Source organism: Sphingomonas longa, assembly GCF_016892685.1.
Taxonomy (GTDB): Bacteria; Pseudomonadota; Alphaproteobacteria; order Sphingomonadales; family Sphingomonadaceae; genus Sphingomonas; species Sphingomonas longa.
The window spans coordinates 573197-596337 of sequence record NZ_JAFEMC010000002.1 but is presented as its reverse complement, the minus strand read 5'-3'; the positions used below and the strand labels follow the sequence as shown (position 1 = coordinate 596337).

Below are 23141 nucleotides of genomic sequence, written 5' to 3'. Positions count from 1 at the left end.
ACGGCCGGTATATAATGTCCGTATCCGGCAGGGCAAGCACCCTAACCCTTCGGTCTGCCCCGAAACAGCAGCGCGAGCCCGCCGACGACGCCCACCCCGATCGCGAACGCGACCGCCGGTTTCAATCGCTCCGCCGGCGCTGCATCTGCGACGGCCTCGCCCGGACGGGTGAACGCCATGACGCCGTCGTCCAGCGGAGCAGCGGACAGCGCGGCGAGGTCGAGCAGGTAGTTCTGGTGCACCCGCCACGGCGCGGTAGCCCCCTGCTGCGGCAGGATCGCGGTTGCGCGCGTGACGTAGCCGCTGGTGAAGCCCAGCATCGGCTCCCGCGCCACCGCCCAGTCGCGACGCGGCGTGCAGGTGGTGACGCCCTCCCGGTCCATATGGTTGAGCAGGCGGCAGGCGTAGCGCGCGGACAGGTCGCATTTCAGCGTCCACGAAGCGTTTGTGTAGCCGAAGGCGAGCACCAGATTCGGCACGTCGCTGAGCATCATGCCCTTGTACGCCATCCGCTCCGCCGGATCGACGGCGCGCCCGTCGACGACCAGCTCGACGCCGCCGAACAGCTTGAGGACGAGACCGGTCGCGGTGACGACGATATCGGCGGCGATTTCTCGGCCCGAAGCGAGCGCCAGCCCCGTCGGCGTAAACCGCGTGATCGTGTCGGTGACGATCTCCGCCCGCCCGGATTTCAATGCGTGGAACAGATCGGCGTCGGGGACGAGGCAGATGCGCTGGTCCCACGGGGCGTAGCGGGGCTCGAAATCGCGCGCGATCTCGTACCCTTCGGGCAGTTGCGCGGCGACGTTGCGCAGGATCGCCGCCTTGACCGTCGCCGGTTTGCGGCGCGCGAAGCTATAGGTTGCGATGCCGAGCAGGATGCTCTTCCAGCGCGTCGCCCGGCCGGCGAGCGAGGGTGGCAATGCCTTCTGGACCGCCTGCGCGAAGCCGTCCTGCGACGGGCGCGACACGATGTAGGTGGGTGAGCGTTGCAGCATCGTGACGTGCGCCGCCGTTTCCGCCAACGCGGGCACCAACGTCACCGCCGTCGCGCCGCTGCCGATCACGACGATGCGCTGGCCGGCGGTTTCGAGGTCGGCGGGCCAATGCTGCGGGTGAACGACCTTGCCCTGAAAGGCATCGACATCCTGCCACTCGGGGGTGAAGCCCGCTGCATAGTCGTAGTAGCCGCTGCCCATGTACAGGAACCGGCAGGTCAGCGTCGTCCGCCGTCCGCTCTCCTCGATATCGAGCGTCCAGATCGCACTGTCGGTCGACCACGACGCGCGGACTACGCGCGTATCGAAGCGGATGCGGTGGTCTATGCCGAACTCGCGTGCGGTGTCCTCGACATAGCTGCGGATCGAACCGCCGTCGGCTATCGCCTTGTCGCCGGTCCACGGTCGGAACGGGAAGCCGAGCGTGTACATATCCGAATCCGAGCGGATGCCGGGGTAGCGGAACAGGTCCCAGGTGCCGCCGATCGCGCCGCGCGCCTCCAGGATCGCATAGCTCTTACGCGGGCATTCGGTCTGAAGCCGATACGCGGCGTCGATGCCCGACAGGCCGGCACCGACGATAATGACGTCGTAATGGCTGGGGGCCGTGGCCATGCCTGCAATCCTTCTTGAACGATGCGTGCGCCTTAACAGGTGGCGGATCGGCGACAACCTCGCTATCAGCGCCGCAGGGCGGCTAACAGCGCAGCATCGAACCGTGCCGGATCCTCGACCTGCGGCGCGTGGCCCAGCCCCTCCAGCGTCACCAGCCGGAAGTTCGGCCAGCGGCCCGCGACCTCCCGTGCCGCCTCCGGCACCGTCCGGACCTTCGTGCCCGCGGGCGCGCTGGTGCCGCGGAACGCCGTCGTGTCGCGGTCCCCGATCAGCAGCGTCACCGGTGCAGCCACCCGCGACAGTTCCGCCGCCACCGGCTGTGTCTCGATCATGTCCGACAGCCGGGCCTGTGCCTCCCGCACAGTATCGCCGCCGCGACTGGCATATTGCCCCGCCAGCATCGCGACCCAGCGGTCATAGTCGGGCCGCCACGTCCCGTGATAATAGGCGCGTAGCTGGTACGCCTTGATCGACGCCGCGTTCGTTTCCGCCTCCTCGGTGCGAAGCTTGGCGAGCGGCGCATAGGGCACGCCCTCGGCCAGCGTGTCGTTGAGGCCGAGCGGGTTGACGAGCACCAGCGACGCGACCGCCTTGGGGTACAACAACGCATAACGCGCCGCGAGAATGCCGCCGGTCGAATGGCCGACCAGAGTCACCGGTCCGGTCACGCCCGCCTCAGCCAACAGGTCGCGCGTCATCGTCGCCAGCGCGGCGAAGCTGTACTGGAAAGCGGCCGGCTTGGACGATTTGCAGAAGCCGATCTGGTCCGGGACGATGACGCGGTACCCCTCCCCCGCCAAACGTTTGGCGGTGGCACCCCACGTCGCCGCGCAGAAGTTCTTGCCGTGCAGCAGCACCAGCGTGCGGCCATTCGCGGCACTGGTCGGCGCAATGTCCATATAGGCCATGCGCGCGCCCTCGCCGGCGACGAACCAGCGCACCGGATAGGGATAGGCGAAATGTTCGAGGTCCGCGCCGACCTCCTGTCCGGCAGGAGGCGCGGTCACGGCGATCGGGGAGGACGCGGCGGCGAGGAGGGCGAGGATGATGCTCATCCCCGCCCAACGCCCGGACGCACAAAGCGACCCGACAGCGAACTGCCGGGTCGAGGCTACGCTAGGGAGCTTCCTGGCGTGTGGGAGGGGCGGTCGCCGCGAAGGAAGCGACCGCGCGAGAGGATTACTGGATGTTCGCGGCGACGCCGTTGTCGAGCGTCGCGGCGTTGTCGAGCGCGGGGTCCGCGAAGTTCGCCGTGGCGTTGCCCGGCTCCTCGCCCGGCGCCGTGCCGTTGTCGGCGAAGCCGTCGTCGGTGACCGTCAGATTGTCGGCGACGGCGGTGTTCGATGCTTCGTCGGACTTGGAGCATGCGCCCACCGACAGGGCGGCGACGGCCAGGAGGGACGCGGCGATGATCTTCATGGAGTGAACCCTTTCACGATAGAACCTGCGGGAGGCGCGAAATGCCTCGCGGCGGGAACGGCGCACCGCACCGATCCGGCCGACGCTTTCGCCACCCGGTTCGCCCGCCACCTGCGGACGATCGGATCCGCCGCCTTGGTATCGAACGACGTGTGCGACATGCGTCACCTCCCGCCGCCATTCATATCCCATCTATTCGGTAGGGATTGCAACTTCTGGTTTGCGTCGGGCAAGTTCCGTTTGCCGGAACCGCTCAGTGCACCTGCGCGGCGGCCGGTCCATGATGTTCCGCCAGATAGCGGACGACCGCATCGGCCTGCTCCGGCGACAGCTTCGCACCATAGCCGATCATGCGCTCGACCGTCGCGCGCCAGCCGTCGAGGTCCATCGGCGTTGCCGTCGCCTGCTCCAGCTCGTGGCAGCCGGCGCAGGTGTTCTCGAACAGCGCCGCCGCGTCCGCTGCGGACGTCGACGGACGCATGGCTACCGGGGGCTGTTGCTGGGCGGTGATCGGCGCGCTTGCGGTGGCGGCGATGAACGTGGCGACACAGAGCGCAACAGCGCCGAACACCGGCTGCGACCCGTACTTCATTCTCGACCCTTCCCGTTCAGATACCGGATTTCCGGCGGCGGCCGATGCCCATCCGCGCCAGCTCGCGTTCGCGATCGACGAACTGGTGCTTCAGCGCACCGGCGATATGCAGCGCCAGCAGGGCGAGCATCACCCAGCCGCCCAGTGCATGGAACGTCTCGATCCGCTCGTGCAGCTCACGCTGCCCGGGCACGCCCGCGGCCGTCCGGCCCATCTCGTTCACCGGACCGATCAGCGGCAGCGCGACGACACCCCACAGCATCGTCGGACCCCGCTTGCGCGGCGGTTGTCCGCCACCCTTGCCCTCCCCGGCCGGCCCGCCCTTCGACGTCGGATCGGGCTTCAGCGTCGGGGCGGGCGGCGGCGGCGCAGGACGGTTCGCAGCCGCCCATTCCGCACCCGGCGACCCCGCCGGCGGATTGGCGGACACCAGCGCCCAGCCGGAGAACGGCAGCAGCAGCATCGCCGCGTACAACAGGAAATGGACGACATGCGCCAGTCGATGCTCCCACCGGGCCATCGGCAGTTGCGGCGGCGGCCGGTGCGTCAGCCGCCATCCGACCCGCACGACCGTCAGCGCCAGAATCGTGATGCCCGACGAGACGTGGAACACGAAGAAGCTGCGGGGCAGCACCGGCCGCAGCAGCCCCGACGTGAGATTGTAGAGGATCAGCGCCGCGATCGCCCAATGCAGCGCGATGGCGACGTTCGTGTATCGCAGCCCGCGCGACGGACCGCGCTGCGTATGTGCCAAGGTCGCCATCGTCAGTCCCTCGCTCGTTGCGGCTCGGGAATGATCCTCCGTCGCGGCAGCGTCAACGCCGACGTGTCAGCCCGGTCGGTAGCGAAGCCCCAGCCACAGCGTCCGCGGCGTCGCGCGTTCCAGAATGTTCGCGCCGCTGATCCCCGCCTCGACCCGCTCGTCGAACAGGTTCTCCGCCCGCGCCTCGATCGCCAGCCCCGCGGTGACCGGCACCGCCAGATACCCGTCCACAGTGGTCGCCGGCGCCAGGCTGCGGCTGTTCTGGTCGTCCTCGAACTGCCGGGCGACATGCCGTACCGTCAGCGCCGCGGCGGCGTTGCGATAGCGTACGTCGACCGTCGCGGACACCTGATCCCGCGGCGTCTGCGCCGGCCGCAACCCGTCGAGCGCCGCCGCCGCACCCGACGCCTTCACGCGCGGATCGACATGGCTCCACGAGGCGCGAAGCCCGACCGGGCCGGGCCGCCACGACGCGTCGATCTCGAAACCGTCCGACGTCACCGCGTCCAGATTCTGGCGGACTCGGTACGTGCCACCCGCTCCGACGAAACCCACCAGCGGAAAGTTGCCCGGCCCTGCACCGGCGGTGACGTTGGCGATGGCGTCGTCCAGCCGGTTGAAGAAATAGGTGGCGGCGATGCTGACCGTGCGCGTCGGCGCGATCGTGACGCCGCCCTCGACGCCCTTCAGGGCCTCGGGCGCCAGTGCGGCGTTGGCGCCGGTCGCGTCCGCCCCGACACGGAACGGACGGTACAATTCGTTCAGCGTCGGCAGGCGCCAGCCGCGATAGGCCGCCGCGCGCAACGTCACGCCGTCCACCGCTTCATAGGCCAGGCCGGCGCGGCCAGTCGCCTCCGTCCCGTCGCGATCCGGAAAGCGCAGGTCGTTGATGGTCGGCCCGATCGCGATCGGCCGTTCCACCAGCGATCCCTGCGCGATCCGCCACCAGTCGACGCGTCCGCCCAGCGTCAGCGTCAGCCGCCCGGCCTCGATGCTGCCGTCAGCGAACAGGCCCAGCGTGCGGTTCTCGCCACCGGCGACGCGGCGGCGCGTGGGGCTGCCCGCGACGAAGGTATAGAGTTCCTGCGTTCGACCCTCGACATTGCGCACGTCCGCGCCCAGCCGCAGGGCGATCGCCTCGCCCAGCGGCGGTGCGACCTCGATGCGTGCGCCGAGCCCGGTCGCCGGCGTGTTGTACTGGTCCAGCGTCTGCGTTGCGGTCGTGCGCGCCGCGTTGATGCTGGCGAAGCTCGATTCGAACACCCGCGTCTGGAGGTAGGCGAGTGCGGAGAAGCCCCAGCGACCACGCCCAACCAGACGAATGCTGGCGTCCGCGCCCTGCGACCGGTTGTCCGTGAATGGCGTACCCCGGTCGCGACTGTCGGTAAAGGCGGCGGCGTTGACCTGAAGCTCCGTCGCGTCGGCGACCCGGATCACGGTGCGTGCGGCGAGCGACGCCTGTTCGAACGGCGCGGGCCGGTCGATCGGCCCGCGATCCTCCTCGACGGTCGGCGTGAAGCCGTCGCCCCTCGCATACGCGCCGGACAGCGTCAGGAACCCATCCTGCCGCACCAGCGCCGCCGATCCGCGCGCATCCACCGAATCGCGGCTTCCGTACGCGACGCTGCCCCCGAACGGCGTCGTCGGCACGGCGCTGTCGAGTTCGATCGTGCCCGCCAGCGCGCCCGGCCCGAAAAAGCCGCTGCCGCCGCCGCGCGTCACACGCACCCGCCCGATCCGGTCGGTCGCATAGGCGGGGAAAGCCACCCAGCCGCCGAACGGGTCCGCCTGCGGCACCCCGTCCAGCACCAGCAGCGCGCGGCTGGCGGCGTTGCCGCCGATGCCGCGCAAGGTGATGCCCTGGCTGGTGGGATTGGCGCTGCGGCTGTCGGACCGGCGGAACTGCTGAAGCCCGGCGACATCGGCGAGGACGCTCTCCAGCCGGCCGGCGGCATTGGCCTCGATCCGCTCGCGGTCGATCGTCACCACGTCGAACGCACGGTCGCCGGGCTGGTCGTCCAGCCCGCGGCCGGTGACGACGATGTCGGGACCGCCCTCCGGGGTCTGGGTTTGCGCCAGCGCCGGAGACGCGCAGCCGGCCAGCAACGCAAGAAACGAACGTCTGAATATCATGCGATCAGCCCTGGCAACCACGACGGCGCTAGGCACCCCATGGCCCTGACCGTTCACGCGACGCCTGATGCCGCGCCCGAGCGTGTACGGCAACCGCGGATACCGATCCTATAGGATTTAGATGTAGAAAATGGCGGAGAGGGTGGGATTCGAACCCACGGTACCCGTGAGGGCACGCCGCATTTCGAGTGCGGTACATTCGACCACTCTGCCACCTCTCCGCGGAGGACGAACGAGCCTTCGAAAAAGGCTGGTCGGTCGGTCGAGGGCGCGCCTCTAACGCAACATCGCATGCCCTGCAAGCGCCTGCTTGTGCGGCGCGGCGGAAACACTAGATTGGGGTCATGGCTCCATCCGAACTTCCGGCCGCCGACGGCCCCGCCCCCATCGCACCGCCCGTCTCGCACGCCCGGTTCGCGATCGGGGATGTCGTGCGCCACCGCATGTTCGACTTTCGCGGCGTGATCTTCGACGTCGACCCCGTCTTCGCCAACAGCGAGGAATGGTACGACGCGATTCCGGAGCATATCCGTCCGCGCAAGGACCAGCCCTTCTACCACCTGCTCGCCGAGAACATGGAGTCGAGCTACGTCGCCTATGTCAGCCAGCAGAACCTGATCCCGGACGACACCGACGAACCGGTCGATCACCCCGCGATCTCCGGCCTGTTCACGGAATATGCCGACGGCCGATACGCGCTGAAGCGGGAACACCGGCACTAGGGTTCGGGGTGTCTGGTCTTGCGTTCCCGTTGACCGCACGCGGCTCTCGCCAGACGTCGTAACCCTGCCCATCACCGTCACCCCAGCGAAAGCTGGGGTCTCGTCGTAGAGAGGCTGTTCCTCGCACGAGACCCCAGCTTTCGCTGGGGTGACGAGTGAGGGGTCGGTCCTCGCCCGCTGGTGAGGCTGCGAATCTCGCTGGCTGACGGATGGTGGGTCGGCTCTGTCCGCCCGACACAAGAAAGGCGGCGGGATCGCTCCCGCCGCCTCTTCATGAGCCACGAGGCATCGAAGATCAGAAGCTGATCCCCGCCCGTGCGTACAGGTACCGACCGTTGAACCCGAACGGCGAGAAGCTGGAATACGGGATGAAGTAGTTGTTGATCGTCGCCGCCGTGCCCAGCACCGGCAGGCGGGTCGGGTATTCGTCGAACACGTTGTTCGCACCCACCGCCAGCTCGATCCCGCGATATTCGCCGCGAACCTCCAGGTCGGTGATCCACTTCGGCTCCAGCGTCACGTCGTTGACCGCGGTCGATCCCGGCGACAGCACCTTGCCGTACCGGTTGGTCCGGGCCGTCACGCCGATCGCGCCCAGCGACCAGTCGGCCCCGAGGTTGATCTTCGTGCGCGGCTGGCCACGCTCCAGCCGCAGCGACTCCTGCCGCCCGAACAGCGTCAGCGTCGGTAGCGTCGGCAGCACCGCACGATCGGTGATCCGCGTCTTGTTGTAGTTGAAGCCGCCGGTCAGCGAGATCTTGCCGATGCCCAGATCGGGCACGCGGTAGGTGCCGACCACCTCCACGCCCTGCGTCCGCGTGTCGATGCCGTTGATGAAGAACCGGGCGGAGGTGATGTTGTTGATCCCCGCCCCGCGCAGGATGGCGACCACGCCCGCCCCTTGCAGGTTCTCCGTCACGACGATGCGGTCGTCGATCTTGATGTTGTAATAGTCCGCCGTCAGCGTGAAGCCGCGGAACGGATCAAGCGTCACGCCGCCGCCCAGGTTGAGCGACTTCTCCGCCTTCAACCGCTGCGACCCGAGCGCCACCGCGACCGGATCGCTGACGGCGAAGGTGCCGACCTCGACCAGCGTACCGTTCACGTTGTTGGTCGCGAAGGACGAGAAATATTGCTGCTGGAGGGACGGCGCGCGGAAGCCGGTGGAGACCGAGCCGCGCACGGCGATACCCCGGATCGGTGCGAGGCGCGCGGCGAGCTTGCCGTTCACCGTGTCGCCGAAGTCCGAATAATGCTCGTAGCGGCCCGCCGCCTGCACCGTGAAGGCGTCGCTGATGTCGGCGTCGGCCTCGACGTAGCCCGCGACACTGTCGCGCGACCGGTCGACAGCATTGGCCGGACGGAAGCCGGGAAAGCCCTGCGCGCCGGCCGGGGCGTTGTTGGTCGTCGCGAACGGTCCGGCGGCGTAGCTCTGCACGTCGCCCGCCACCAGTTTGTAGTTCTCACGCCGATATTCCGCGCCCGCCGCCAGCGACAGGCTGGACAGGAAGCCCACCTCCACCTGCTTCTGGAGGTCGAGGTTCACGACGTCCTGCGCGAACCGCGTGCCGCCGGCGTCGAAGCCCTGGCTGCTGTTCGGCCCGAACGACGTGTTGTAGCTGTTGGCGATGTAGAAATCGAAGCTGTTGTGGCCGCGGACGTAGGACAGGTCGTAGTTGATGCCGCCGCCGAACTTGCCCTTGATCCCGACCGCCGCGGAATAGTCCGTCGACTCGCTGGTGATGAGCGGCAGGAACCCATCGGCGTAGAAGGGCTGGCACGTACCCGTGGCGTAGTTGCAGTTGCGCAGGTCCTGGATCGTGCCCGCGAACGCCGTGTCGACGCCTGCCGCACGACGATAGAAAGCCGCGCTCTCGCCGTCGCGCTTGCCGAAGCTGCCGAACATATACAGTTCGGCCGACGCGCCGAGATCGGCTCCCGCGTTGACGAAGAAGTTCAGATCGTCGGTCTTCGCGTCGCCGTAGCGGTGGTTGAGCCGGTCGAACGTCAGCTCGCGCGGATCGACCTGCCCGTTCGTCTGGCGCGGGTAGATGCGGCGGGGATCGTAGCCGGCGCGGTTCGTCGCGTCGCGCCCGCGATATTCGCCGGTGAAGTTCAGGTAGCCCGATTCGCCCACCGGCAAGCCGATGTTCGCGGCGTAGGTGATGGTCTCGCCGTCACGCGCCTTGCGGTCGTTGCCCGTCTCGTTCAGCGCGAACGTGCCGTCGGACGCGCGCAGCACCGGCTGGCCGTTGGCGCCGGTCTGCACCCCCGACACGCCGGACACGTCCTGCAACGATGTCACGTACTTGCCGTAGGTCGCCTGAGCGCGGCCGCCTTCGCGCTTCTTCAGCTGGATGTTGATGACGCCGGCGATCGCGTCCGACCCGTACTGGGACGCGGCACCGTCGCGCAGCACGTCGATGCGCTCGATCGCCAGCGACGGGATGGTGTTCAGGTCGACCGCCGCCGAGCCGCGCCCGACCGACCCGTTGATGTTGAGCAGCGACGACGTGTGCCGGCGCTTGCCGTTGACCAGCACCAGCGTCTGGTCGGGCGACAGGCCGCGCAGCGTCGCCGGGCGCACCACGTCGGTGCCGTCGGTGATCGACGGCTGCGGGAAGTTGAACGAGGGCACCAGCTGGTTCAGCACCTTGGCCGTCTCGGTGTAGCCGGCATTGACCAGCGCCTCGCCGCCGATGACGTCGATCGGCACCGGGCTGTCGGCGACGGTGCGCCCCTGCGCACGCGTACCGATGACGAGGATCTCCTGCCCCGGTTCGGTCCCCACCGCGTCCGGAACGCTCGGGTCGGCCTGCTGATCGGCGGGTGCGATCGTGGTCTGCGCGAAAGCGGGCGCGGAAAGCGCCAGCGTCGACAGCGCCAGCGTGGATACGGTCAACGACAGGACGATGGTATTACGGCGCATGAAACCCCCTGATATCGCGGTCGAGTTCGGCTCGATCCGACGTGACACTTGTATGACGACGTTGGCCGGGCTCAATGCCGCATCGGTACGTCAGCGTCCTTTTGGCCGCAGCCTGTTGCCGCACCGCAACATCATCGAAGCCGCACCGACGGGCGGGAATCGGCGCTGAACGGTTGACATGCGGAACTGATCGCCGTAGCTGGCCCTTCTTCCCCGGCGGGCATGTGCGTCCGGCGTGGGCTACGCATTTGGAAAGTGATGAGGGCCATGTTCGCAGTGGTGCGCACGGGCGGCAAGCAATATCGCGTCGCCGCCGGAGACAAGATCGTCGTCGAGAAGATCGACGGTGACGCAGGTTCGTCGATCACGCTCGGCGACGTGCTGCTCGCGGGCGAGGGTTCGGATCTGAAGAGCGTCGACGGGCTGACCGTCGCCGCGGAGATCATCGCGCAGGCGAAGGCCGAGAAGGTCATCGTCTTCAAGAAGCGCCGCCGTCACAATTATCGCCGCAAGAACGGCCACCGCCAGAATCACACGATCCTGAAGATCGTGTCGATCGGCGCGCAGGCGTAACCGGCTAGAAAATCGGAGCTATTCGACATGGCACATAAGAAAGCAGGCGGTTCGTCGCGCAACGGTCGTGACTCGGCCGGTCGTCGCCTCGGCGTCAAGAAGTTCGGTGGGCAGGAATGCGTCGCCGGCAACATCCTCGTGCGTCAGCGCGGCACGAAGTTCTATCCGGGCGTCAACGTGGGCATGGGCACCGACCATACCCTGTTCGCGCTCGTCGATGGCCGCGTGGCGTTCAAGCAGGGCAAACTTGGTCGCAAGTTCTGCTTCGTGGAGCAGATTGCGCAGGCCGCAGAATAACGGGCGACCAACCGGGTTGCCCACCAGGGTGACCCGGGTTCCGCATTGGAACCAGCTCTAAAAGGGAGACGGGTCATCCCGGCTCCCTTTTTTCGTGCTCCCTCCCCCGCGCCTGTCGCTGTCCCGTCATCAAGACGTGGCAGGCCCGGCGCGACGCGACGAGGAGACACGACGACATGTTCGCGCGGACGGAGAGACTGTTGCTGCGCCCGGCCTGGCCGGAGGACGCAGGCGCACTGGCATCGGCGCTGGCCGATGCGCGCGTGGCCCGGATGCTGGCCCGCATCCCGCATCCTTACACACTGGACCACGCGGTCGCGCGCACGCTGGAGCCGCGTGCTGCGCACGAACCGCGCTTCCTAATCGATTCGCTGGAGAGTGGGACGCCCGTGCTGGTCGGCGGCATCGGCATCGCCGATCGTTGCGGCGAGGGTCCGCAATTCCATTACTGGCTGACCCCCGCCGCCTGGGGTCGCGGCTACGCCACCGAAGCCGGTCGTGCGGTGATCGCGATGGCCCGCCACGCTCTACCGTTGGCGCGGCTGGGTGCATGGCACTTCGCGGACAATCCGGCGTCCGGCAAGGTCCTGCGCAAGCTCGGGTTCCGGCCGACGGGGACGATGATGCAGCGCCCTTCGGCCGCGCGCAGCGATTCGGCGTCGAGCATCGAATACGTGCTCGATCTGGACGTGGAGCGATGCCCGGTGCTGATCGCGGCCTAGGTGGGCGTCGCGAGGGCCGGCGGTTCGAGCCCGTCGGTTCGATCCAGCGCACTCTTCACCGTCGCCTCGGCGATTCGAAGACCCGCGTTCGCGACCCGCTCCGCCGCCCAGCCGATCGCGGCCCCCGCCAGCACGTCGCTCCAATAATGCTTGCCGCCGCTCGGCTGAAGCGCGGCGACTGCGATCGCCGCTGCCTGCAACGGCAGTCCGGCCCGCGGTGATTCGGTCGCGACCGCCTGCGCCACCGCTACGGCCCCGGCGGTGTGTCCCGACGGGAAGGAGTTGAGCGTCGTATCGTCGGCACCGTCGCCCTTGCCGATATGATGCCCGCCGCGCAGCGCGCGCGCCGGGCGGGTTCGATCGATCGAGGATTTCAGCACGGTCTTGACGCCTGTCGCCAGCAGATGGCTGGCCAGCATCCGCACACCGCTGCGCGTCACCGCCGGACGTCGCGCCAGCGCCCCCACCAGGATCGTCACGACCGAAATCGCGATCAGTGGCGGCTGATCGGCAATTTCCGCCGCCTTGCCGGCAGCGTCGATCAACGGCCCGTTCTTGCGACGCGCGGCCCGGTGCGTCGACGCCCGCTCGGCGCGTCCGATCTTCTTGATCGTCGTCTTCGCCTTACCCACCCGGTGCATCCTCCACATCACTTTTGACCTGCGCATGCGCCAGCAGCGCGAACAGCCCCGCGCCGCCGACGAGATTGCCGAGCACGGCTGGCAGGATCAGCGCGAACAGCGTCTGGACCAGCGTCGTCTGACCGGCGAACAACAGCAGGAACGCCTCGTCCGAACCGACCACCGAGTGGCTGAACCCGGCGATCGCAACGATATAGGTGATCGCGAGGATGACCCAGAACGCCTGTTCGCGCGCGTTCGGCAGCGTCCACGCGATGATCGCGATCAGGAAGCCCGCCGGGATCGCGTTCAGGAACGTGTCCCACGCGCCGAGTTCCAGAATGCGGGCCGAAATCGTCAGCGCGGCATGTCGCAGTTCGGTATTGCCCAGCAGTCCGGCGTCAATCAGCGCCGCCGCCACCGCCGTCCCGACCAGATTGGCGGCCAGTACGATCCCCCACAGCCGCAGCGTCCGCGTTAGCGCCCAGCGCGACGGGCGCGTCACCAGCGGCAGCATCGCGGTCACGGTGCTCTCCGTGAACAGCTGCATTCGGCCCAGGATCACGATCAGGAACCCGATCGGGTAGCCTAGCGCCACGACCAGTTCGCTCCACGGCTCCTGCGGCAGGGCGCGGTGGATCGCCGCTTCCGCGATCAACGATGTCGTGATCGCCAGACCGGCGACCAGCCCGGACCAGAACAACGCCGCCGCAGGCCGCTTCAGCTCCTCTTCGCCGGTTTCGCGGACGGTACGGTGAAGCTCGCGCGCGTCGGCGGCTTTCAGGTCCTCGACATCGCCGGTTTCGTCGGGGTCTGGCGTGTCGTGTCGATCCATTGCGCGACGGTAACGGCCCGGCTCGTGCTTTGCTCCGGCGGACGGCCGCGCTAAGGGCCGCCGCCATGAACGATCCCGCCGTCATCCGCCGCCTCTATGGCCGTCGTCAGGGCCACAAGCTGCGCACCGGTCAGGCCGCGCTGGTCGAGGAGCTGTTGCCGCAGGTCGCCGTACCGGACACGGGACCGCTCGACGCCGCGACGCTGTTCGGAAACGAGCGGCCGCTGCATCTGGAGATCGGCTTCGGCGCGGGTGAGCACCTCGCCGGCCAGGCCGCGGCGCATCCCGAAGCGGGCTTCATCGGCTGCGAGCCGTTCCTGAACGGCGTCGTCGGCGCGCTCAACCACATTCGCGACGAGGCGCTGGACAATGTCCGCCTGCACATGGGCGACGCGCTGGAGGTCGTGGAGCGCCTGCCGGACGCCTCGCTGGAGCGGGTCTATCTGCTCCACCCCGATCCCTGGCCCAAGGCGCGCCACGCGAAGCGACGGATGATGAACCACGGCCCGCTCGACGCGATCGCCGCCAAGCTCCGGCCGGGCGGCGAGTTCCGGCTGGGGACCGACGACCCGACCTATTGCCGCTGGTCGATGATGGTCATGAACCAGCGCCGCGATTTCGTGTGGCAGGCGAGCGAGGCCGCCGACTTCCTGACCCGCCCCGCCGACTGGCCCGAAACCCGCTACGAGCGCAAGGCACGGCGGCAGGGGCACGAGGTCTGGTATTTCCGGTACGTCCGCGTCTGACGCGCCGACCGATCCCTCGCGCTTCTGTCGAGACATGGGGCCAAACCATGTGCAATGTGCCGACATTGTAGAAACTTGCAGTCGAAGCGAAGGACAGCGTGGGGTTCGGGAGCGATTTTGAAGGACGGATAGTAGCGTCGCGGTCATGCGCCCGGCGAGACGCTGGCAGCGCGGATCGCGCGGCGGCTATCCGCCTTCGCCCATGACCGACCCGAACTTCGATCGGCTGACCCCGCGCCAGCGCGATTGCCTGCGCGGGCTCGTCGCGCTCAAGTCAGCGAAGCGGATCGGCAACGATCTCGGCATTTCCGAATCCACCGTCTACGGCCATCTGGACAGCGCGACCAAGGTGCTGGGTGCGCCCGACCGCGCCACGGCGGCGCTCTGGTTCCAGGCGCACGAGCGGCTGGGGGACCCCCAAAATCCACCCGGTCAACCTTCGCGGGTGGTTCCGACCGCACCCGCGGCAGCAGGGAAGCAGGCGTCGGCAGCGAGCGGTTCGCTGCGGCTTCCCTTTCGCGCCAAAGGATCGGCCCACAATGACCTCAGCCCCCTCCAGCGTCTCGCGTGGATCCCGCTTCTCGCGCTCGCCTTTGCGGTCGGTTTCGGCATGCTCGCCGCAGGCCTCCGCTTCGTCACCGACTTCATCGTCGCCGTGCTCCACCAGCCATGAGGATGCGGGTGCAGCGCAGCGCCTGTACCTGCTGCTGCGCGAATTCGAACAGGCGCAGGACGCCGCTTTCGCGATCGGTGGCGAAGTCGCGACGATGCTCGCGGCGGCGCAGGCGGAGCAGCGGCTGGGCGCTGCGGTCGGGCAGCCCGCGTTCAAGGCGTTCAGCGAGGCGCTGGTCCACCTGTCCTCCGCCCGCGGATCGACCATCGACGGACATCGCTCGCTGGAAAAGATCGCCCGCGTCTTCGGCATCGACTTCACCGCCGCCGACGATTTCGGCGACAGCCGCAAATACCCGCCCAGCGGCATGGTCGGCGTGCGCGCCGAGTCCTCCGTCGCGGCCTGATGCGACGCCGGCCGTATCGCGGTGGGGAGCGCACTGATGCTTCACATCCTCGTCTTCAACGTCGCGCTGATCGCCGTCGCCGCCTTTGCCCTCTGGGGCGGGGGCGCGCCGGAGCGGTGGGTGGCCGGGCTGATGGTCGCCGCGAACGCGGCGACCGCATTGCTGCCCTACGATCCGGCATCGACGTTCCATTCGCTCGACTGGAGCGGGTTCGGGGTCGATGCGGTGCTGTTCGCCGCCTTCACGGCGGTGGCGCTCAGGGCCAACCGCTACTGGCCGATCTGGCTGGCGGCGCTGCAAATGGTATCCGTCGCGATCCACGTCATCCGCATCGTCGACCGCGCGCTGGTGCCGCTCGTCTATGCGTGGAGTATCGGGCAGATCGCCTATCCGCTGATGGCGCTGCTCGTCGCGGGCACGATCCGGCATCGGCGGCGCTGTCGGGAATTCGGTCATGACCCGGCCTGGAACGTCGACATCCACCGACGTCCGGTTGATCCGGTGGCCTGAGGAAGACAGGGATGCCCTCCGGCGCCTGATCGAGGCGCTGCGCAAGGTGTCGATCGCCGTCGCGCACAGTCAGGAGGCGTCGCCGGAACCGTTCGGCCGGATGCCGGCGCAGGGCCCGGATCACCCCACCGATCTGGAAAAGGCGCGTGCGCTCTATCATCAACGCCGCGACCGCGACGCCGCGTTCGGCCGATTCACCGCCGTCTTCAGCGAACCCGCATGGGATATCCTGCTGGACCTGTTCATCGCCCATGAAGAGGGGGTGGCCCGATCGACGGTGGATCTGATCGCACGCCACACCGCGCCGGCGAACGGCCGGCGGTGGTTGCTGGTACTCACCGAGTCGGGTCTCGCCCATCGCTGGACCGCGCCCGAGAGCGGCGTGGAGATGGTCGGCATCACGCCGACCGCCGTCGAATTGATGCTGCGCTATCTGGAGGGGGTGTAGACGCTCGCCCGTCGGTTCAGGGCAGCAACGCCTCGATCGCTCGCGCCAGCTGCTCGCTGCCGAACGGTTTTTGCAGCAGCCGGCTGTTCGCCACGCCCTCCAGTTCATGAGCGGAGGCGCTGTCGCCGGTGATGTAGACGATGGGAAAGTCCGGCGAGATCTCCCGCGCGCAGCGGGCGATCTCCCAGCCGTCGAGGCCCGCCCCGATGCGGATGTCGGCGACCAGGACGTCGATATCGTCGAGCCCGCTGTCGAGCACGCTCAGCGCCTCGCCACCACTGCGGGCGCTGAGCACCTCGTAGCCACGATCGATGAGCCCTTCTTCGAGGAAAGCGAGCACCGTCGGATCATCTTCGACGATGAGCACGGTGCAGGGCATTCTTCGATTCTCCTGTGCGACGGCTGGCCGTCGTTATACTGCGCCTAGCCAAAGGTCCTTAGTTTTTGGTTGCCAGGCACTTAAGTGGGTTGCGACGGAGCGTGCGCAGGATCGTGCTGGCCGCTGCCAGTCCATATACCCGCCAGCCGCCGTGCCACCGCCGCCGACACGCCCGGCCGCACCAGCAGCCAGTCGCGCATCGCCGGACCCTGCACCGCACCGATGACCTGCTTGTACCCACTGTCCCCCGCGCCCCAGTCGACCGTCGCGACCTCGCGCGCCAGCATCGCCGACAGGTTGCGCCAGTACAGCAGCTTGCCCGGCGAGTGCTTCGCGAAAGCGGGATCGTAACTGTTGGCGATCGCATAGCAGGTCGCCCCGACCTCCATGTCGAACGAGAATGCCGCCGCCCGTCCGTCGACCGTCAGCAGCGCCGCGCGCATCATCGCCGCCAGCACCGGGTCGCGCGCCGCCCCCCGCCACAGCGCCAGATGCCCGTCATGCGTGAACTTGGCGTCGCGGCCATCGGTCCGCGCGGCGATCCAGCTCTTCCGCTCGATCTCTCCCAGCATGTCGAATGCCGCCGGCCAGTCGTCCGTGCCGAGGAAGCGCCATTCCAGTGCGCCATGCTCCGCCAGATGCTTTTCGTGAAAGCGGTTCTTCTTCAGCGTCGACGTGCGCGGCCATCCCCCCGCCGTGCGGAACGCTGCGATGTCGAGCACCCAGCTGTGCGCCACGAAACGGTCCAGCACCGCCCAGCCCGCCGCTCGCGCCGCTGCGACCAGCGGCGCGACGGCGGGGTCGCCGTCCGGCACCGGCCCGATCCGGATCGCCCGCGCCCCTTGGGCCAGCATCGGCAGCGCCACTCGAATCGCGCCCGCATCGACCAGCGGGAAACTGCGCAACGGCCAATAACACCCCGGCACCTCGACCAGCCCGAACACGCGCGCGCCACGCGGCACGACCGGCAGCGCAAGCCCGCCGTCCACCACCAGCGTCCGCGCCCGGCCCCGCGCGGCGGCGGCATACCAGGCGCGGCGCAGGAAGCGGTGCGAGGCTGGTGCATGCTCGGCGACGGCATCGATCGCCTCGGGCAGCCCGTCGTGCCAGATTGCGGAGGATGGACCGTTCATCGCGCACTCCCTAGACAGGAAGTCCTTACCAAGCCCCGCCATCAAGCCAAAAAGGCATTGCGCATGATCCCCACCCTGCCCGGCGTGACGACCGTCGCCCAGACGATCGCCCTGTCGCTGGCACCGGTGTTCCTCCTCGCCGGTATCGGTCAGCTTCTGAACGTGCTCGCCGGTCGCCTCAGCCGCGTCGTCGACCGCACACGCGCGCTGGAGGTGCTTCACCCCCGCTCCAGCGGACCGGAGCATGACCGCCACGTCTGGGAACTGCGCCTGCTCGATCGCCGCATCTCGATCATCAACCACGCGCTGTTCCTCGCCGTGTCGAGCGCGATCATGACCTGCATCGTCATTGCCTGCCTGTTCATCGCGACTCTGGCGAAGCTGCATCTGGCGACGATCGTCGCGCTGTCGTTCATTCTCGCGATGATCCTGCTGGTGGCCGCGCTGGTCAGCTTCATGATCGAGGTCCGCGTATCGCTGCGCGCGATCCACGTTCGCCAGGAATTGCTGAGATGATCGAGAAGCGCGCGCTACAGGCGGTGATCCTGATCGCCTGCCTGCTGCCGCTGGTCGTCGGCGGACAGGGCATTGTTCACGGCCCCGCGCCGTTCGGCCACCTGACCGACGTGCCGCGCGATCTCGACAGCCATTTCCGCTACATTTCCGGCATCTTCTTCGCGACCGGGCTCGGCTTCCTGTCCTGCGTGCCCGCCGTCGAAGCGAAGGGCGCGCGCTTTCGCCTGCTCGGCGGCCTGATCGTCGTCGGTGGGCTGGCGCGCGGCGTGTCGCTGATCGCGGTCGGGGTGCCATCGACCGGCCACATCCTCGGACTCGGGATGGAGACGATCGTCGTGCCGCTGCTGATGCTGTGGCAGGCGGGGTTCGCGCGCCGTTATTTGGCCGGTGTCACCGCCCCGTCCAGCCCGGCCCCCACGTCCGCACTCGGCAGGTAACGGGGCGCGACCCGCGCCTTCGTCAGTTGCTCATACGCATATCCCGCGCCCAGCACCGTCGCCTCGCCATATTTGTGCGCGATGAACGACAGCCCCACCGGTAGGCCGCGGACGAGCCCCATCGGCACCGTCAGGTTCGGGTAGCCCGCCACCGCCGGCAATTCCGACGACGACGGCCTGCCATATTGGTCGCCGTAAACCGGGTCCGACAGCCACGCCGCCGCATAGGTGGGCTCGACCAGCAGCGTCGCCCGCGCGTCCGCCAGCATCGCGTCGATCCCTTCCGCTCCCGCCAGTCGCAGCGACTTGGCGCGCGCAGCCTTGTACGCGGGGTCGTTCAGCCCCTTCGTCTTCGCCGCCGCCTCGAACGTCTCCTGCTCGAAGAACGGCATCTCGGTCGTACGATTGGCGGCGTTGAATGCGATCACCTGATCCAGCGTGCGTGTCGTCACCGCCGGCGGCGTCGTCGCCAGATAAGTGTCGAGCTCGGCCTTCAACTCGGTCTGGAGCACCAGCAACTCCGCCTCGCCCAGCCCGTCCAGCTTCGGCTGCTTCACCTCGACCAGAATTGCGCCCGCCGCCTTCAGCGTGTCGAGCGCCTTTTGGTAGGCGCGCGCAAGGTCGGCGGGCATCTCCGGCCGCACCACCCCGATGCGCAGGCCAGACAGGGCGCTGGTCGACAGGCCCGCGGCATAGTCCGTCGTCTTCGCTCCCGCCGTTGCGGCATCGGCCGGATCGGCGGCGACCATCGCCGACAGCATCGTCGCGACATCGCGCACGGTCTTCGCCATCGGCCCCGGCGTATCCTGCGAATGGCTGATCGGCACGACATGCGTGCGGCTGACCAGCCCGATCGACGGCTTCAGCCCGACCAGTCCGTTGATGGCCGACGGGCACACGACCGATCCGTCGGTTTCGGTCCCCACCGCCGCCGCCGCCAGACTTGCCGCGACCGCCGCGCCCGATCCGGACGACGATCCGCACGCGGTGCGATCCAGCGCATAGGGATTGCGGACCAGCCCGCCGATCGCGCTCCATCCGCTCATCGACCGGGTGGAGCGGATGTTCGCCCATTCGCTCAGGTTGGTCTTGCCCAAAATCACCGCGCCCGCCTTGCGCAGTTCGGCCACCACCGGCGCGTCGCGGCGCGTCATATTGTCCTTCAGCGCGAGACTTCCCGCCGTCGTCGCCATCGCGTCCGCGGTTTCGATATTGTCCTTGATGAGGATCGGCACGCCGTGCAGTGGCCCGCGCAGCCGCCCGGCCTTGCGCTCCGCATCCAGCGCCTTCGCCTGTTCCAGCGCATCGGGATTGAGCGCGATCACCGATCGCAGCGTCGGGCCCTTACGATCGAGCTTGGCGATGCGTTCCAGATACGCCTTCACCAGATCGACGCTCGACGCCTTGCCCGCCTTCAGCATCGCCTGAAGATCGGCGATCGACTGTTCCTCGACCGGCACGAACCGGGCCGCAGCGGGAACCGGGGCGAGGCAAAGCGCCAACGCGGCAACGATCGACGAACGCTTCATCTTTTCCCCCGGGATCACCCTGTGCGGCCGGACAAAAGCAGCCGCTCCGTTGCAGTGCAACCATTTCGGCGGCCGAAATCGTCCGGCAATGTGAACTTGCGCAGGCTAACCTTCGTTAAACCGTCACCCGCACGTCAGGATCACACTTGCCCGCCACCGCAAAGACCTTCGGCAAACTCCTGTTGCTCCTCGTGGTCGGAGTGTGCCTCGCCGCGACGATCATCCCCGCCCATCTCGACCGCATCTATTATCAGGGGCCGGAGAGCGGCCATTTCGACGGGGAGCGGTTCGCCAATCCCGATGGCGACGACGACACGATTCGTCCGCCCGGCGGGGGTGGCCGCGCGTCGTTCTTCTGGCGCTATCTGACGGGTAGCGACGGGCGACCGGCATGGCCGACGACCGTCCCCGTCCGGACGACCCGCCCAGCCGAACTGCTGCCGTCCCTCTTGAACGGAGGTCAGCTAAAGGCCGCATCGCCGGCAGAGGTCGCGCGGACGCCGATGCGGGTGACCTGGATCGGGCATGCGTCGGTGCTGGTGCAGCTACCCGGCTTCAACATCCTCACCGATCCGGTGTGGGCGGAAAAGGCCGGGCCGCTCGGCTTCGGGCCGCAACGCGTTGCCCGGCCGGGCATCGCGCTTGCCGACCTGCCGCGGATCGACCTCGTGCTGGTCAGCCACAACCATTACGACCATCTCGATCTCCCAACGCTGGAAAAGGTGTGGCGGCGCGATCGACCCATGATCGTCACCAGCCTCGGCAACGACGCCATTCTGCGCTCGCGCAACATCCCCGCGGTCGCGGCGGACTGGCGGCAGTCGGTCACGGTGAAGGGCCGACCCCGGATCTCTCCCGTACGCTATTGGAACGACACGATCCGCGTCGCAGTCACGCGCAACCACCATTGGGGCAGCCGCTGGTTCACCGATCGCAACCGGGCACTGTGGTCCAGCTTCGTCGTGCACCTGCCGGGCGGCAACCTGTTCTTCGCGGGCGACACCGGCTTCGGCGACGGCCGCTGGCCGGCGGAGGCGGCGGCGCTCGGCCCGATCCGGCTAGCGCTGATCCCGATCGGCGCCTTCCGCTTCGTCCCCGGCCAGATGGAAAGCGGCAGCCATATCGGGCCGATCCAGGCCGCCGAAGTCCGCGCCCGCCTCGGCGCGGCGACCGCGATCCCGATCCACTGGGGCACCTTCCGCCTGTCCTACGAACAGTTCCGCACGCCGCCCGCCTTGCTGAAGGCGGTCATGGCCTGCCGCGGCCAACGCGGCTTCGACATGGCCCGGATCGGCCGCCCGGTGGACGTCGCCCCCTACGCCCCCTTCCACGAGCGTGGGACGGCAGGATTGGCCGCATGCCTGAACACGCCGGCGGTCACGGCACTCCAGTAGATTGCGTGGCTGGGCCGTCGATTGCCACACCTCCCCGGCGAAGGCCGGGGTCCAGTTGCCACGAGGCTGGTGAGCCTCACCCCATCCGGTAGAAACACAGCTTGTTGCCATCCGGGTCGCGAACATACGCGCCGTAGAAATCCATCGTGTCCGGCCCGCGCGACCCCGGCGCACCGTCCTCGGTCGCGCCCAGTTCCAGCGCCCGGGCATATACCACATCGACCTGCGCCCGGCTCGCCATGCCGAGCGCGACCATCGTGCCGTTGCCGGGGTTCGCCGGCCCGCCGTCATAGGGCCGCGTGATCGCCAGCATCGGCTCGCCCCGCTTCGTTCCGTACAGCGTGAAGCCGCGCGCATCGGGCAAGGTGGACAGCCGCCGCCCGCCGAGTTCGCCGATCAAGCCGTCATAGAAATCCAGCGCCCGAGGCTGGTCGTTGGTGCCGAGCGTCACATATCCGATCACGAAACGGGTCCTCCCACGGGCAACAGGTCGAGTACCGCCGCCGTCATCGCCACCGCTCCGGTGACGATGGCCGGCTCCGGCGCGATCTTGAACAGCGGCGAATGATGCGACGGTACCGGCGGACCGCCATTGCGCGCGGCGTCGATCGCCGCCTGCGGCGTACCCCCGACCGAAAAGTAATAGCCCTTCACGCCCAGATCCGGCTGCACGAAATAGGCGAAGTCCTCCGCCCCCATCCCCTTCTGCCGAAAGACGGCGACCTTGTCCGCGCCCAGCGTGCGCGCCATCGTCGCGTTCAGCCGCCGGGCGAGCGCGGCGTCGTTGATCGTCGTCGGCGTACCTTCGGTCACGGTCACGACCGGCATCTTGTCCTCCGGCATGCCGTTCATCACGCCGACCCCGCGCGCGACCTGCCGGATACCGTCGATCAGCTTCGCCCGCGTCGCCTCGTCATTGGCGCGCACCGTCACCTGCAACTTCGCGACATCGGAGATGATGTTGTGCTTCAGGCCCGCGTGGAACGATCCGACCGTGATGACCCCGGGATCGAGCGGCTGACGCTCGCGGCTGATGACACCTTGCAGCGCGATGACCAGCTGCGACGCCATATACACCGGGTCCTTGCCCATATGCGGGCTGGCCCCGTGCGCGCCGACGCCGGGCACGGTGATGTCCACCGAATCGGACGACGAGTACTGGATACCCTCCGACGCCGACACCGTGCCCGTCGCGCGTTCGGAATCGACGTGGAACGCCAGTGCGTAGGCCGGCTTCGGGAAGCGCGTGTAGAGCCCGTCCGCGAGCATCGCCTTGGCGCCGGCGACCCGCTCCTCGCCCGGCTGGACCACGAACACCACCGTCCCGCGCCAGCGATCCTTCAGCGCCGCCAGCCGCCGCGCGGTCGCGACCAGCGCCGTGATGTGCGTGTCGTGGCCGCAGGCGTGCATCACCGGCGCCTCGACCCCGTCGATCCCGACCTGCCGCGCAGTGGAGGCATTCGGCAGCCCGGACTTCTCCTCCACGGGCAGGCCGTCCATGTCGGCACGGACCAGCACCACCGGCCCTGCGCCGTTCTTCAGCACGCCGACCACGCCGGTGCCGCCGACCTTCTCGGTCACGACGACGCCCGGCACGGCCTTCAGCGCCGCCGCCATGCGCGCACCGGTTTTCGCCTCCTTCATCGACAGTTCGGGATTGCGGTGGAACCAGTCCCACATCTGCCCCAGATCGCGGTCGTAATCCGCCTTCACCGCCGCGGCCCAGTCGGGCGTCTGGGCGGCGGCCGGACTGGCCGCGGCGAACAGCCCGGCAACCGCGACGATGTAACGCATGGTCTATCCCCCTGATCG

At 68.4% G+C, this 23141-nt stretch carries 25 protein-coding genes and 1 tRNA gene; 11 read left to right on the top strand and 15 right to left on the bottom strand.

Annotated elements, in window-relative coordinates; all coding sequences use genetic code 11:
- Positions 1-41: 41 nt before the first annotated feature.
- The 7 genes from ILT43_RS08965 to ILT43_RS08935 form a co-directional block, all read right to left on the bottom strand.
- Positions 42-1613: a flavin-containing monooxygenase gene (locus ILT43_RS08965; protein ID WP_204198612.1), complete on the bottom strand. Its 1572-nt coding sequence runs from the start codon at positions 1611-1613 to the stop codon at positions 42-44.
- Between the two features lie 65 nt (positions 1614-1678).
- On the bottom strand, positions 1679-2668 hold the full coding sequence (locus ILT43_RS08960) for an alpha/beta fold hydrolase (RefSeq protein ID WP_204198611.1): 990 nt from the start codon (positions 2666-2668) through the stop codon (positions 1679-1681).
- 124 nt (positions 2669-2792) lie between these two features.
- Entirely contained in the window at positions 2793-3032 is a 240-nt protein-coding gene (locus ILT43_RS08955; RefSeq protein WP_204198610.1) for a hypothetical protein, read from the bottom strand.
- Positions 3033-3285: 253 nt separating this feature from the next.
- Positions 3286-3624, bottom strand: coding sequence for a c-type cytochrome (locus tag ILT43_RS08950; RefSeq protein ID WP_204198609.1), 339 nt, complete (start codon positions 3622-3624; stop codon positions 3286-3288).
- Positions 3625-3640: 16 nt separating this feature from the next.
- Complete coding sequence (locus ILT43_RS08945; RefSeq protein ID WP_204198608.1) at positions 3641-4387, bottom strand: cytochrome b; 747 nt, start codon at positions 4385-4387, stop codon at positions 3641-3643.
- 66 nt (positions 4388-4453) lie between these two features.
- Positions 4454-6520 carry a TonB-dependent receptor gene (locus ILT43_RS08940; protein ID WP_204198607.1) on the bottom strand — a complete coding sequence of 689 codons (2067 nt, stop codon included), beginning with the start codon at positions 6518-6520 and terminating at the stop codon, positions 4454-4456.
- A 131-nt stretch (positions 6521-6651) separates the two neighbouring features.
- Positions 6652-6741: transfer RNA gene (locus tag ILT43_RS08935), tRNA-Ser, on the bottom strand.
- A 123-nt stretch (positions 6742-6864) separates the two neighbouring features.
- On the opposite strand from ILT43_RS08935, the gene hspQ reads away from it, so the two are divergent.
- Positions 6865-7242: a heat shock protein HspQ gene (hspQ, locus tag ILT43_RS08930; protein WP_204198606.1), complete on the top strand. Its 378-nt coding sequence runs from the start codon at positions 6865-6867 to the stop codon at positions 7240-7242.
- Between the two features lie 295 nt (positions 7243-7537).
- Here the strand turns inward: hspQ and ILT43_RS08925 are convergent, their stop codons facing one another.
- On the bottom strand, positions 7538-10171 hold the full coding sequence (locus ILT43_RS08925; protein WP_204198605.1) for a TonB-dependent receptor plug domain-containing protein: 2634 nt from the start codon (positions 10169-10171) through the stop codon (positions 7538-7540).
- A gap of 267 nt (positions 10172-10438) precedes the next feature.
- Here ILT43_RS08925 and rplU point away from each other — a divergent pair, with 267 nt between their 5' ends.
- The 3 genes from rplU to ILT43_RS08910 all read left to right on the top strand — a co-directional run bounded on the left by rplU (position 10439) and on the right by ILT43_RS08910 (position 11763).
- The gene (rplU, locus tag ILT43_RS08920) at positions 10439-10744 is read left to right on the top strand and encodes a 50S ribosomal protein L21 (protein ID WP_055842092.1); all 306 of its coding nucleotides are present in this window, start codon (positions 10439-10441) and stop codon (positions 10742-10744) included.
- A gap of 27 nt (positions 10745-10771) precedes the next feature.
- Positions 10772-11041, top strand: a complete 270-nt coding sequence (rpmA, locus tag ILT43_RS08915; RefSeq protein WP_055842088.1) for a 50S ribosomal protein L27 — start codon at positions 10772-10774, stop codon at positions 11039-11041.
- A gap of 176 nt (positions 11042-11217) precedes the next feature.
- The gene (locus ILT43_RS08910; protein ID WP_204198604.1) at positions 11218-11763 is read left to right on the top strand and encodes a GNAT family N-acetyltransferase; all 546 of its coding nucleotides are present in this window, start codon (positions 11218-11220) and stop codon (positions 11761-11763) included.
- On the opposite strand, the gene ILT43_RS08905 is transcribed toward ILT43_RS08910, so the two are convergent.
- The gene (locus ILT43_RS08905; protein ID WP_204198603.1) at positions 11760-12395 is read right to left on the bottom strand and encodes a phosphatase PAP2 family protein; all 636 of its coding nucleotides are present in this window, start codon (positions 12393-12395) and stop codon (positions 11760-11762) included. The genes ILT43_RS08910 and ILT43_RS08905 overlap by 4 nt on opposite strands.
- Entirely contained in the window at positions 12388-13218 is an 831-nt protein-coding gene (locus ILT43_RS08900; protein WP_204198602.1) for a formate/nitrite transporter family protein, read from the bottom strand. The genes ILT43_RS08905 and ILT43_RS08900 overlap by 8 nt, the downstream gene beginning before the upstream one ends.
- Positions 13219-13283: 65 nt before the next feature.
- Between ILT43_RS08900 and trmB the strand changes: the two genes are divergently transcribed.
- From trmB to ILT43_RS08880, 4 genes are all read left to right on the top strand, one after another.
- Positions 13284-13964, top strand: coding sequence for a tRNA (guanosine(46)-N7)-methyltransferase TrmB (trmB, locus tag ILT43_RS08895; protein ID WP_204198601.1), 681 nt, complete (start codon positions 13284-13286; stop codon positions 13962-13964).
- A 202-nt stretch (positions 13965-14166) separates the two neighbouring features.
- Positions 14167-14637 (top strand): response regulator transcription factor, encoded by a 471-nt coding sequence (locus ILT43_RS08890; protein WP_204198600.1) that lies wholly within the window; start codon positions 14167-14169, stop codon positions 14635-14637.
- A 382-nt stretch (positions 14638-15019) separates the two neighbouring features.
- On the top strand, positions 15020-15493 hold the full coding sequence (locus tag ILT43_RS08885; protein ID WP_204198599.1) for a hypothetical protein: 474 nt from the start codon (positions 15020-15022) through the stop codon (positions 15491-15493).
- Positions 15477-15941, top strand: a complete 465-nt coding sequence (locus tag ILT43_RS08880; protein WP_204198598.1) for a hypothetical protein — start codon at positions 15477-15479, stop codon at positions 15939-15941. The genes ILT43_RS08885 and ILT43_RS08880 overlap by 17 nt, the downstream gene beginning before the upstream one ends.
- 16 nt (positions 15942-15957) lie before the next feature.
- Here ILT43_RS08880 and ILT43_RS08875 read toward each other — a convergent pair whose 3' ends face one another.
- Together ILT43_RS08875 and ILT43_RS08870 are read right to left on the bottom strand one after the other, a co-directional pair.
- On the bottom strand, positions 15958-16320 hold the full coding sequence (locus tag ILT43_RS08875; protein WP_204198597.1) for a response regulator: 363 nt from the start codon (positions 16318-16320) through the stop codon (positions 15958-15960).
- Positions 16321-16400: 80 nt separating this feature from the next.
- The gene (locus ILT43_RS08870) at positions 16401-17453 is read right to left on the bottom strand and encodes a GNAT family N-acetyltransferase (RefSeq protein ID WP_204198596.1); all 1053 of its coding nucleotides are present in this window, start codon (positions 17451-17453) and stop codon (positions 16401-16403) included.
- Positions 17454-17516: 63 nt separating this feature from the next.
- On the opposite strand from ILT43_RS08870, the gene ILT43_RS08865 reads away from it, so the two are divergent.
- Both ILT43_RS08865 and ILT43_RS08860 read left to right on the top strand, forming a co-directional pair.
- A complete protein-coding gene (locus ILT43_RS08865) occupies positions 17517-17969 on the top strand; it encodes a DUF2721 domain-containing protein (RefSeq protein ID WP_204198595.1) in 453 nt (150 codons plus the stop codon).
- Complete coding sequence (locus ILT43_RS08860) at positions 17966-18406, top strand: DUF4345 domain-containing protein (RefSeq protein WP_204198594.1); 441 nt, start codon at positions 17966-17968, stop codon at positions 18404-18406. The genes ILT43_RS08865 and ILT43_RS08860 overlap by 4 nt, the downstream gene beginning before the upstream one ends.
- On the opposite strand, the gene ILT43_RS08855 is transcribed toward ILT43_RS08860, so the two are convergent.
- Positions 18346-19935, bottom strand: a complete 1590-nt coding sequence (locus ILT43_RS08855) for an amidase (protein WP_204198593.1) — start codon at positions 19933-19935, stop codon at positions 18346-18348. The two genes, ILT43_RS08860 and ILT43_RS08855, sit on opposite strands and share 61 nt — an antisense overlap.
- Positions 19936-20081: 146 nt before the next feature.
- On the opposite strand from ILT43_RS08855, the gene ILT43_RS08850 reads away from it, so the two are divergent.
- A complete protein-coding gene (locus tag ILT43_RS08850) occupies positions 20082-21329 on the top strand; it encodes an MBL fold metallo-hydrolase (RefSeq protein WP_204198592.1) in 1248 nt (415 codons plus the stop codon).
- Positions 21330-21405: 76 nt separating this feature from the next.
- Here ILT43_RS08850 and ILT43_RS08845 read toward each other — a convergent pair whose 3' ends face one another.
- Entirely contained in the window at positions 21406-21792 is a 387-nt protein-coding gene (locus ILT43_RS08845; RefSeq protein ID WP_204198591.1) for a VOC family protein, read from the bottom strand.
- Positions 21789-23123 (bottom strand): amidohydrolase, encoded by a 1335-nt coding sequence (locus tag ILT43_RS08840; protein ID WP_204198590.1) that lies wholly within the window; start codon positions 23121-23123, stop codon positions 21789-21791. The genes ILT43_RS08845 and ILT43_RS08840 overlap by 4 nt, the downstream gene beginning before the upstream one ends.
- Between the last annotated feature and the right edge of the window lie 18 nt (positions 23124-23141).

Excerpts from the sequence above, each read along its gene's own strand:
- ILT43_RS08875 (WP_204198597.1), bottom strand. The coding sequence starts at position 16,320 with ATGCCCTGCACCGTGCTCATCGTCGAAGATGATCCGACGGTGCTCGCT.
- ILT43_RS08955 (WP_204198610.1), bottom strand. The coding sequence starts at position 3,032 with ATGAAGATCATCGCCGCGTCCCTCCTGGCCGTCGCCGCCCTGTCGGTG.
- rpmA (WP_055842088.1), top strand. The coding sequence starts at position 10,772 with ATGGCACATAAGAAAGCAGGCGGTTCGTCGCGCAACGGTCGTGACTCG.
- ILT43_RS08910 (WP_204198604.1), top strand. The coding sequence starts at position 11,218 with ATGTTCGCGCGGACGGAGAGACTGTTGCTGCGCCCGGCCTGGCCGGAG.
- ILT43_RS08950 (WP_204198609.1), bottom strand. The coding sequence starts at position 3,624 with ATGAAGTACGGGTCGCAGCCGGTGTTCGGCGCTGTTGCGCTCTGTGTC.
- trmB (WP_204198601.1), top strand. The coding sequence starts at position 13,284 with ATGAACGATCCCGCCGTCATCCGCCGCCTCTATGGCCGTCGTCAGGGC.
- rplU (WP_055842092.1), top strand. The coding sequence starts at position 10,439 with ATGTTCGCAGTGGTGCGCACGGGCGGCAAGCAATATCGCGTCGCCGCC.
- ILT43_RS08945 (WP_204198608.1), bottom strand. The coding sequence starts at position 4,387 with ATGGCGACCTTGGCACATACGCAGCGCGGTCCGTCGCGCGGGCTGCGA.
- ILT43_RS08860 (WP_204198594.1), top strand. The coding sequence starts at position 17,966 with ATGATCGAGAAGCGCGCGCTACAGGCGGTGATCCTGATCGCCTGCCTG.
- ILT43_RS08890 (WP_204198600.1), top strand. The coding sequence starts at position 14,167 with ATGACCGACCCGAACTTCGATCGGCTGACCCCGCGCCAGCGCGATTGC.
- ILT43_RS08870 (WP_204198596.1), bottom strand. The coding sequence starts at position 17,453 with ATGAACGGTCCATCCTCCGCAATCTGGCACGACGGGCTGCCCGAGGCG.
- ILT43_RS08840 (WP_204198590.1), bottom strand. The coding sequence starts at position 23,123 with ATGCGTTACATCGTCGCGGTTGCCGGGCTGTTCGCCGCGGCCAGTCCG.
- ILT43_RS08965 (WP_204198612.1), bottom strand. The coding sequence starts at position 1,613 with ATGGCCACGGCCCCCAGCCATTACGACGTCATTATCGTCGGTGCCGGC.
- ILT43_RS08865 (WP_204198595.1), top strand. The coding sequence starts at position 17,517 with ATGATCCCCACCCTGCCCGGCGTGACGACCGTCGCCCAGACGATCGCC.
- ILT43_RS08885 (WP_204198599.1), top strand. The coding sequence starts at position 15,020 with ATGCTTCACATCCTCGTCTTCAACGTCGCGCTGATCGCCGTCGCCGCC.
- ILT43_RS08855 (WP_204198593.1), bottom strand. The coding sequence starts at position 19,935 with ATGAAGCGTTCGTCGATCGTTGCCGCGTTGGCGCTTTGCCTCGCCCCG.
- ILT43_RS08925 (WP_204198605.1), bottom strand. The coding sequence starts at position 10,171 with ATGCGCCGTAATACCATCGTCCTGTCGTTGACCGTATCCACGCTGGCG.
- ILT43_RS08940 (WP_204198607.1), bottom strand. The coding sequence starts at position 6,520 with ATGATATTCAGACGTTCGTTTCTTGCGTTGCTGGCCGGCTGCGCGTCT.
- ILT43_RS08900 (WP_204198602.1), bottom strand. The coding sequence starts at position 13,218 with ATGGATCGACACGACACGCCAGACCCCGACGAAACCGGCGATGTCGAG.
- ILT43_RS08960 (WP_204198611.1), bottom strand. The coding sequence starts at position 2,668 with ATGAGCATCATCCTCGCCCTCCTCGCCGCCGCGTCCTCCCCGATCGCC.
- hspQ (WP_204198606.1), top strand. The coding sequence starts at position 6,865 with ATGGCTCCATCCGAACTTCCGGCCGCCGACGGCCCCGCCCCCATCGCA.